The 6,278-nt window shown below is 36.5% G+C and carries 6 protein-coding genes; all 6 read left to right on the top strand.

The features are described 5' to 3' along the window. Nucleotides 1–112 precede the first annotated feature (112 nt). The 6 genes from gabT (at nt 113) to lhgO (ending at nt 6,153) form a co-directional block, all read left to right on the top strand. The gene (gabT, locus tag V7183_RS13020; RefSeq protein WP_097894486.1) at nt 113–1,435 is read left to right on the top strand and encodes a 4-aminobutyrate--2-oxoglutarate transaminase; all 1,323 of its coding nucleotides are present in this window, start codon (nt 113–115) and stop codon (nt 1,433–1,435) included. Nucleotides 1,436–1,474: 39 nt separating this feature from the next. Beyond that, the gene (locus tag V7183_RS13015) at nt 1,475–2,917 is read left to right on the top strand and encodes an aldehyde dehydrogenase family protein (RefSeq protein WP_335359792.1); all 1,443 of its coding nucleotides are present in this window, start codon (nt 1,475–1,477) and stop codon (nt 2,915–2,917) included. Nucleotides 2,918–2,951: 34 nt separating this feature from the next. Further along, entirely contained in the window at nt 2,952–3,311 is a 360-nt protein-coding gene (locus V7183_RS13010; protein WP_097894484.1) for a DUF3870 domain-containing protein, read from the top strand. Between the two features lie 126 nt (nt 3,312–3,437). Further along, complete coding sequence (locus V7183_RS13005) at nt 3,438–3,614, top strand: hypothetical protein (RefSeq protein ID WP_335359791.1); 177 nt, start codon at nt 3,438–3,440, stop codon at nt 3,612–3,614. A 275-nt stretch (nt 3,615–3,889) separates the two neighbouring features. Beyond that, nucleotides 3,890–4,828, top strand: coding sequence for a glutarate dioxygenase GlaH (glaH, locus tag V7183_RS13000; RefSeq protein ID WP_097894483.1), 939 nt, complete (start codon nt 3,890–3,892; stop codon nt 4,826–4,828). Nucleotides 4,829–4,920: 92 nt separating this feature from the next. Next, a complete protein-coding gene (lhgO, locus tag V7183_RS12995) occupies nt 4,921–6,153 on the top strand; it encodes an L-2-hydroxyglutarate oxidase (RefSeq protein ID WP_097894482.1) in 1,233 nt (410 codons plus the stop codon). The last annotated feature ends 125 nt before the right edge of the window (nt 6,154–6,278 follow it).

Here is a 6,278-nt window from a genome sequence, read left to right as displayed (position 1 = left end):
TTACTTTTTATTCTGCATCGCAGGGATTTAGATGTCGAAAAATTAAAATGGATTTATATAGGTTTAAGTGGGAAGAGAATTTTAAAACGATAGAGTAAAAGGGGTATGCTGAATGTTAAAAGAAAATATTGTAACGACAAAATCTGATATTTTACATGAGAGAAGAAATAATGCGGTGCCTGCAGGTCCATATAATATTACTCATTTATATGTTCAATCTGCGAAAGGGGCCATTATTACAGATGTAGATGGAAACGAATTAATAGACTTTGCGGGTGGAATTGGCATGCAAAATGTTGGCCATTGTCATCCGAAAGTAGTTAAGGCGATTCAAGAGCAGGTTGCAAACTCCGTTCATAGTTGTTTTCACGTTGCTCCATACGAAAGTTATATTGCGTTAGCTGAGAGATTTAATGAGCTTACACCGGGAGATTTTCCAAAGAAAACAATGTTTGCAAATAGCGGTGCAGAAGCAGTAGAAAATGCGGTGAAAATAGCGCGTAAGGCTACGGGGCGAAGTGCTATTGTTTCATTTGAACGTGCATATCATGGACGTACATTCATGACAATGTCTCTTACGAGTAAAGTGAAACCTTATAAACATGGATTTGGACCATTTGCCCCAGATGTGTATAAACTTCCATATCCGTATTATTATCGTGCAGAAGAAGGAATGACAAAAGAAGAAGTGGATCAAAAGATTTTGGATTATTTCGAACGTTTTATGTTAGAGGAAGTTGCCAGTGATAATATTGCCGCAATTATTTTAGAACCACTTCAAGGAGAGGGCGGTTTTATTGTACCAACTGCTACTTTTGTACAAGGGGTAAGAGACCTTTGCGATAAATATGGAATTTTGATGATTGCGGATGAAATTCAAACGGGATTTGCTCGTACAGGAAGTTTATTTGCAATGGATTCCTTCGGTGTAGCACCTGATTTAATGACATTTTCAAAATCAATTGCGGCAGGGATGCCACTTAGTGCTGTTACAGGACGGGCTGAGTTAATGGATGCACCAGGTCCTGGACAACTTGGGGGTACTTTCTCAGGAAGCCCAGTTTCTTGTGCAGCTGCTTTAGCAGTTTTAGACGTAATTGAAGAAGAAAATTTAGTGAAGCGTGCTCAAATTATTGGTCAGCGTATGATGGATGCATTTAATAGTTGGAAGGACAAATATGATGTGATTGGGGACGTTAGGGGTCTCGGTGCTATGATGGCTATTGAACTTGTGAAAGATCGTAATACAAAAGAGCCTGCAAGTGAAGAGGTTAAAACTGTTATGCAAGAAACACATAGTAAAGGCTTAATTACGATAAGTGCTGGGGTTTATGGAAATATACTTCGTTTCTTACCACCGCTTGTTATAACAGATGAACAACTTGAAGAAGGACTTTCTATTCTTGAATCAGCAATTGCTAACGTATCTAAATAATAAAGAACAATTAATTGTTAAGCTGGAGGGAGTAGTATAGTGAAGTTTTGTAATTATATAAATGGTCAGTGGAAAGAACCAATTTCAAGTCAGTATTCTAAAAATTATAATCCTCATAATGGAGAAGTACTTGGGGAATTTCCCCTAAGTACGGTAGAGGATACACAAATAGCAATCGCATCGGCTAAAGAGGCATTTTTAGATTGGCAATGCTTATCATTTCAGCAACGTGCAAACTATTTATGGAAAGCAGCAGCTATCTTAAAGGAGCGGGTTACAGAAATAGGTTATGATTTAACGCTGGAAGAAGGAAAGACACTTACTGAGGGCATCGGGGAGACAAAGCGAGCAATTAGTATTTTAGAATATTATGCGGGAGAAGCAACTCAACCAATTGGAGATATAATCCCTTCAGCTAATCCGAAAACGCTGCTTTACAGTAAGCGGGTGCCGATTGGCCCAGTGGGATTAATTACGCCATGGAATTTTCCAATTGCCATCCCTGCATGGAAAATGGCCCCGGCTCTTATTTATGGAAATACAGTTGTTATAAAACCTGCTGAAATTACACCAAAATCAGTATATCACTTAGTAAATGCTTTTCATGAAGCAGGAATTCCTAGTGGAGTTATCAACTGTATATTTGGGAAGGGATCAGTAGTTGGAACGGAGCTAACAGAAAATCCAGACATAAAAGCAATATCTTTTACAGGATCCAATGGTATCGGAAAAATGATTCAAGAAAAGGCGATTGCTACTGGGAAAAAAGTACAACTAGAAATGGGAGGGAAAAACCCATTAGTTGTATTAAATGATGCAGATATTGATAAGTCAGTAGATATTGCAATTAAGGGTGCATTTATGTCCACAGGACAGAAATGCACGGCGACAAGTAGGATCATAATTGAAGAAGATATTTATGAGGAATTTCGAAATCAGTTAGTATTACGTACGGAAGCTCTTAAGATTGGAAATCCATTAGAAGATAATACTTTTATGGGACCATGTGTATCTGATTCGCAATATCAGTCTATTTTATCAATGATTGAGGAAGGTAAAAAAGAAGGGACCTTAATTTGCGGAGGAAATGGATTAGAAGAACATGAATTGAAACAAGGTTATTATGTTCCGCCTACTATTTTTGAGGACGTGTCTAGAGAGGCTCGGATTGCGAAAGAAGAGATCTTTGGTCCTGTTATTTGTTTATTTAAGGTGAAAAATTATCAAGAAGCCATTCAATTAGCTAATGATACCGAATATGGACTGAGTGCATCAATCTGTACAAATAATCTTAGTCTTGCTCAACAATTTATCGATGATATGGAAGTTGGCATGGTTCATGTGAACTCGGAAACTGCGGGAGCAGAACCACAGGTTCCGTTTGGAGGAATGAAAAATTCAAGCGATGGACCGCGTGAACAAGGAAAAACGGCTGCAGAATTCTATACAAGAGTGAAGACAGTATATATGGATCAGATGTAATGGATGAAATCATGCATAATAATGGGGGATGAAAATGCGCAAAGGGACATTTTTTATGGCAGGACATGCGAGACTTCCGAAGGGGATGGCTGTACGCAGTGTCTATGAAACATTAACAATTACAATAGAAGCTGATCACAAATATCATGTAATTATTGAATCTTCATGTACCCTTGCTACAGAACATGGGAGAGATTTTATCGCCCAAATTTTAAGGGGATACAGTCTGCGTGATGGTATTGATGATGTAATCCAAGAGATTTCCTATCATTATCAGGGAAAAGCACAAAATGCTATTATTAGTGCTTTGAAAGATTTGTACCGGCAATATACAAACTATTTAAATGGCAATAATCCTCAAGAGGAATTAGAGGAAACTGCTCAATTAAAATAATAACTGCCGAGTTTATTATACTTCAATTTCTGAAGAATATTCGTAAACAAGAGCCAGTTATATTTCCGCTTATTTGGTGAGCGAAATATAACTGGCTTTTTCATTTCTATACAAGGAGGGGAGAATATGGGGAGATTAAGTGAAACTGAAAATTTTAGGAAATTACCAAAGAAAAAAGGGGGATGTACGGGGAATAGGGCAATAGTAACAGCATGTAAAATGTGCCAAGTATGTAGGCAAGAGAGCAAGGAAACCCCCGATTATTACAAAACAGCAGACGCAATTCAAATTAGTAAATCATAAAAGGAAAAAATGCTATTAAATACATTGACAGTCAGAAAATTTTGAATTATTATTTACTTATAAGGTGACGGATCCATATGAGAAATTAGCCTTCTCTATTTCGATCTTCATTTCATATTTTATATGGAGTTTAATAAAAAACTGTCTATTATTATTGTACTTTAAGAAATTAAAGAACATCCGTAATTTTAAGCCAGTTATACGCTTCTACAATTATGTATTGTAGGACGCGTATGACTGGCTTTTTAGTTTTTTCATACTAAGGAGGAGTTAATATGTCAGCGATTATTGAAAAAGAAATACAAATGAAGTTTGCTAAAAAGTATGAAGGGTATGAAATTACTCCTCATCCAGAACATAAGAGGTTGTATCATATCGTTCTAGATAATCAGTTACTTCAACAATTTTTTACTGAGGTGAAAGAACATTCTGAACAATCCTTGCAGTATATGCCATATTCTCGTTTTATTCTTGCTGATCAAATGAAAAAAATATTTGGTGGGTCTTTTATGGAAAATATCAGGGGGATTATCCATGATCGTGAAACAGGGGGATTTACAATTGGGGTGCAAGGTGAAACATCAGAGGCAGCTGATTATGTAAAATTTGCGACTGCATTGACGCATTTAATTGGTACTTCGAACTTTGATGCAATGACAGGCACATACTATGCGAGGTTTCATGTAGAGGACACGGATAGTAGTGATTCTTACTTGCGCCAGGCTTATCGTCTATTCACCCTTCATACAGATGGGACATTTGTTGATGAACCTACAGATTGGTTACTTATGATGAAGTTTGCAGAAAGAAATGCGATAGGTGGGGAATCTCGTTTACTTCATTTAGACGATTGGGAAGATCTTGATAAATTCAGAAACCACCCGTTAGCATCTGTAAAGATCACATATAAAGCACCTCCAAGTAAAAATGCACAAGAGATTGTACAGCGTGAAACATTTTTTGATGTAAACAATGCACCGTGTATTTGTTTTATTGATCAGTTTGTTTATCCTGAAAATATTGAACAGGCTCAGTATTTTAAAGAGTTATCAGAGTCCGTAGAAAATTCTACAGCAACTCATGCATTAAAGTTACCTGTTGGAGATTTAGTTCTTTTAAATAATTTATTTTGGATGCATGGAAGAGCTCCTTTTGAAAAGAACAAGGATTTATATCGAGAATTAATGCGTCAACGCGGATGCTTTTCAAAATAAAAACAAAAATGTTAATGATGGCGGGCCTTTATATGGCCTGCCTTTCATGATATATGCGGAAGCAAATTCATGTATTTCGAGGAGGAAAAATTATGTATGATTTTATAATAATCGGGGGCGGTATTGTAGGGCTATCCACTGGGATGGCGTTAACAAAAAAATTTCCCCATGCCAAAATAGCAATAATAGAAAAGGAAAATGAACTTGCACACCATCAAACGGGACATAATAGCGGGGTTATTCATTCGGGAATTTATTATAAACCAGGTAGTTTTAAGGCTAGATTTGCAAAAGAGGGTAATGCGGCTATGGTCAAGTTCTGTGAAGAAAATGGAATTGCTTATGATATGTGTGGAAAAGTTATTGTTGCTACTGAAAAAGAAGAATTGCCTCTGTTACATAATCTTTATGAACGAGGGATTCAAAATGGTTTGGATATTTCTAAAATCAATCAAGGGGAATTAGCTGAAATCGAACCTTATGTAAAAGGATTAGGCGCTATTCGTGTTCCTTCTTGCGGTATTGCAGATTATAAAGGAGTAAGCTATGCACTTGCACATTATATAAAAGAGCGTGGAGGAGAAGTGCATGTAGGAACGAAGGCAGAACGCATTTATGATAAAAAAGATATTGTTACAATTGAGACAAATAAAGGAGAGTTTGCAACACGATTTATGATTAATTGTGCAGGATTACATAGTGATCGAATAGCAAAAAAATCAGGATTAATAACAGATATGAAGATTGTTCCTTTTCGAGGGGAGTACTATGAACTAATTCCCGAAAGACGCCATCTTGTAAAACACTTAATTTATCCAGTTCCAAATCCAGATTTTCCATTCTTGGGTGTCCATTTTACTCGAATGATAAATGGGGAGGTACACGCTGGGCCGAATGCAGTATTAAGTTTTAAGCGCGAAGGCTATACGAAAAAAGACTTTAATTTAAAAGATTTTATGGAGACCATGACATATGCGGGCTTTTGGAAAATGGCAATGCCAAATATGAAAGAGGGCATGAAAGAGATGGTTCGATCGTTTAGTAAACAGTCATTTCTTAAAAGTTTACAGCGTTTAATACCAGATCTTACGGAGAAAGACATTGTTCCAACACATGCTGGTGTAAGAGCTCAAGCGATTACAGCCAATGGGAATATGGTAGATGATTTTTGTATCATTACAGGGATAAATGCAATGCATATTTGCAATGCTCCATCTCCAGCTGCAACTGCAAGTTTGAAAATTGGAGAGGCAATTGCGGACCAAATTCCTGATTCAGTAGCAGATCGTGTAAGTTCTTCGAGAATATCTAGTCTACGGGCTTAATTGACTATATCGAAATCATATTATGATATAGAAAGATGTTTTACATAAAATGGATAAAGAAAAAGAGTATTAGAAGTAGGAATACTGCTTTTTCTTTATCTTATTTTATACACATCAATTAAAAA

This window comes from Bacillus sp. JJ1127 (genome assembly GCF_036965845.1).
Taxonomy (GTDB): Bacteria; Bacillota; Bacilli; order Bacillales; family Bacillaceae_G; genus Bacillus_A.
This window is presented reverse-complemented; position numbering and strand designations above follow the sequence as displayed.

Bases quoted from the DNA above. Each gene is read 5' to 3' on its own strand.
- glaH (WP_097894483.1), top strand. From the start codon at position 3,890: ATGTCAGCGATTATTGAAAAAGAAATACAAATGAAGTTTGCTAAAAAG.
- lhgO (WP_097894482.1), top strand. From the start codon at position 4,921: ATGTATGATTTTATAATAATCGGGGGCGGTATTGTAGGGCTATCCACT.
- V7183_RS13010 (WP_097894484.1), top strand. From the start codon at position 2,952: ATGCGCAAAGGGACATTTTTTATGGCAGGACATGCGAGACTTCCGAAG.
- gabT (WP_097894486.1), top strand. From the start codon at position 113: ATGTTAAAAGAAAATATTGTAACGACAAAATCTGATATTTTACATGAG.
- V7183_RS13005 (WP_335359791.1), top strand. From the start codon at position 3,438: ATGGGGAGATTAAGTGAAACTGAAAATTTTAGGAAATTACCAAAGAAA.